At 35.7% G+C, this 3,390-nt stretch carries 3 protein-coding genes and 1 pseudogene; all 4 read right to left on the reverse strand.

The genetic code is table 11. The features are described from left to right. The coding region (locus tag IDG60_RS09210; protein WP_206160637.1) for a YSIRK-type signal peptide-containing protein at window positions 1-161 on the reverse strand (161 nt) is incomplete at its 3' end. After that, window positions 145-247, reverse strand: a pseudogene (locus IDG60_RS09215) (hypothetical protein). The gene IDG60_RS09210 and the pseudogene IDG60_RS09215, both read right to left, overlap by 17 nt. A 382-nt stretch (window positions 248-629) precedes the next feature. Then, window positions 630-1,988 carry a gluconate:H+ symporter gene (locus IDG60_RS09220; RefSeq protein ID WP_000481425.1) on the reverse strand — a complete coding sequence of 453 codons (1,359 nt, stop codon included), beginning with the start codon at window positions 1,986-1,988 and terminating at the stop codon, window positions 630-632. 116 nt (window positions 1,989-2,104) lie between these two features. Beyond that, window positions 2,105-3,390: gluconokinase (gene gntK / locus IDG60_RS09225; RefSeq protein ID WP_206160636.1), on the reverse strand; the 1,286-nt coding region annotated here is incomplete at its 5' end.

Here is a 3,390-nt window from a genome sequence, read left to right on the forward strand (position 1 = left end):
TCAGTAGCTGAATTCCCATTTTCTTCTACTGTAGTTGTCTTTTGTTCTGATGCTGCAGCTTCTTTATCTTGTCCCATCCCAACAACGATCATTGTTCCTAAGAATACTGATGCTGCTCCCAATTTATGTTTTCTAATGCCGTACCTAAGATTGTTTTTCACTATAATATCTCCCTTTAAATGCAAAATTCATTAATTTTTTTAAACTTAATAAATGCAAGTCTATATTGTTCGGTTTTTAAAAGCAATACAAAAAAGCGAGTTAATGAAAAGTTAAGATTGTCATTAATTTTATGTTAATTGATAATTTTATTATTTGAAATATACCTATAAATTGTATTCAAGTCATCATAAACCCTTGTCACACAAGGCTTGTATTTTTTATACTTATTTTTCAAATTAAATTCATCATTATCTAATTTAAAACAATATACTAAGTGTTTCATAATTATCGCCTGTACAATACGCACAAAAACATGTCTTGAAACGCCTTTCATTACACTAAAATCCCCAATATACTTTTTATATCGTTCGGATTCTGACTATTTCAGACGATTTTCTGCATAAAAATAAACGTGTTTCAAGGCAATATATTGCAATTACCTAAAAACACGTTTACTTAATATTTAGTTAAACAAATAAGCTGATGAATAGAATGAAGATGATACCTGAAACGGAAATAATCGTTTCTAATAATGACCATGTTAAGAATGTTTCTTTTACAGTTAAACCAAAATATTCTTTAAACATCCAAAATCCTGCGTCATTTACATGAGACAAAATCACACTACCTGCACCTATCGCAAGTACAACTAATGCAACATTTACATCTGATGATTGTAATAATGGTAAGACAATACCTGTAGTTGAAATCGCAGCTACTGTAGCCGAACCTAATGCGATACGTAGCACAGCTGCAACAATCCATGCTAGTAAAATTGGAGACATCTCTGTACCTTCAAACATTTTAGCAATTGTATTTCCGACACCACCGTCAATTAATACTTGTTTAAATGTACCGCCACCGCCAATAATCAATAACATCATTCCGATTGGATAAATCGCATTCGTCACTGATTCCATAATATGATTCATCTTACGTTTTCTCATTAATCCCATCGTAACGATTGCAAATAATACTGCTATTAGCATGGCTGTCCCTGCTGTTCCTATCATATAAATGATAGATTCAAATAGATTTGTAGGTTTGTCGTGCCCAGTTACAAGTTGCGTTATCGTAGACACTAACATTAATATGACTGGTAATGTTGCAGTTAATAAACTCATACCAAATCCTGGCATCTCTTGATCCGTAAATTCTTTTTGTGCACCTAACGCTGAAATATCGCCTTCTCGTGTATACGCAGACGGAATCATTTTTTGTGCAACTTTGTTAAATATAGGTCCTGCAATGAGTGTAACTGGAATGGCAATAATCATACCGTACAGTAATACATCTCCAACATTTGCCTTTAATTCTTTTGCGATGACTACCGGTCCTGGATGTGGTGGTAAAAAGCCATGTGTCACAGATAAAGCTGTTACCATAGGTAGTCCTAGTTTTAACACTGAAACATTTGCGCGTTTTGCTACTGTAAATACTAATGGAATCAGTAAGACTAAACCTACTTCAAAGAACAATGCAATACCGACGATAAATGCTGCAACAAGCATTGCCCATTGTACATGTTTTTGACCAAATTTTTGAATCAACGTGTCTGCAATTCGAGTTGCACCACCACCATCAGCAAGTAATTTCCCAAGTATGGCACCTAAACCGAATATTAGTGCAATGTGGCCGAGCGTACTGCCCATCCCTTTCTCAATCGTCTCCATAATTTTAGTCAATGGTATACCTAGCATTAACGCTGTAATCATCGATGTGATAATTAATGAAATAAATGTATTTAATTTAAACCCAATAATTAATACTAATAAAATAACGATACCTAAAACAACACTGATTAACGGCCATATTTCGTTAAACATGACATTCCCCTCTTTCTCTTTTCAATAGAATGTAACACCGTCGTCGCGCACGTATTCCAGATAATATATAGTAGTCATGGCACAACAACTTTATCTAAGATGCTTGAGTGACGTATTTATTGTGTTTTATTTTCAGCCATATGTTGGCGTTGAAAATCTGCAATTTGTTCATAATTCTCTGTTAAAGAACGACTTAAATTGATAAAAATGGATACGAGCTCTTGGTAAACAGCGACATTTTCTTCAAACGGCGTATGATTATTTGTAGCACCGACCATCGATGAAACGATTGAAAAATCTTCAATGTCACCTACAGCTTTAAGTCCAAGCACGCAGGCACCTAAGCATGAACTTTCATAACTTTCAGGAACCACTAACTCTGTGTCAAATATATCTGACATCATTTGACGCCATACTTCACTTTTCGCAAAACCACCTGTTGCTTTTATCATATTAGGCGTTTCATTCATTACTTCAATGAGTGCAAGGTAGACGGTATACAAATTGTAAAGAACACCTTCTAATGCAGCGCGAATCATATGTTCTTTTTTATGAGATAAAGTTAAACCGAAGAATGAACCTCTTGCATTTGCGTTCCAAAGCGGCGCACGTTCTCCAGCTAAATAGGGATGGAATATTAAACCATCTGCACCTGGTTTAACACGCTTTGCAATTTGAGTTAAGACATCATAAGGATCAACACCGAGACGTTTCGCAGTTTCGACTTCACTCGCTAGCAACTCGTCGCGCAACCATCTCAATACGACACCACCATTATTTACAGGACCTCCGATGACGTAGTGGTCCTCTGTTAAGACATAACAAAATATTCTACCTTTGTAATCAGTACGTGGTTTATCTATCACAGTACGAATCGCGCCAGATGTACCGATTGTGACAGCAACTTCTCCTTTACCAACACTATTGACACCCAAATTAGAAAGGACCCCATCACTCGCACCAATAACAAACGGTGTATCTTCATTAAGCCCCATTAATGTTGCATAACGTTCTTTCATGCCTTTCATTACGTACGTTGTTGGCACTAATTCCGGGAACATTTCCTTGGAAATACCAAGCAATTCTAATGCCCCAACATCCCAATCTAATGTTTCTAAATTAAACATCCCTGTTGCGGAAGCCATTGAATAATCAATGATATATGTATCAAATAAATGATAGAAAATGTATGTTTTAATATCTGCAAACTTAGCAGTACGTTGAAATACATCTTGCCATTCATGTTTCATCCAAAAAATTTTCACTAAAGGCGACATAGGATGAATAGGCGTACCTGTTCGCTGATAAATCGCATTGCCATCATGCACTTCATTTATTACTGTTGCATATTTTGCAGCGCGGTTATCTGCCCAAGTAATATTATTTGTTAATCTTTGATGTT

The sequence above is a fragment of the Staphylococcus sp. EG-SA-2 genome (assembly GCF_017152085.1).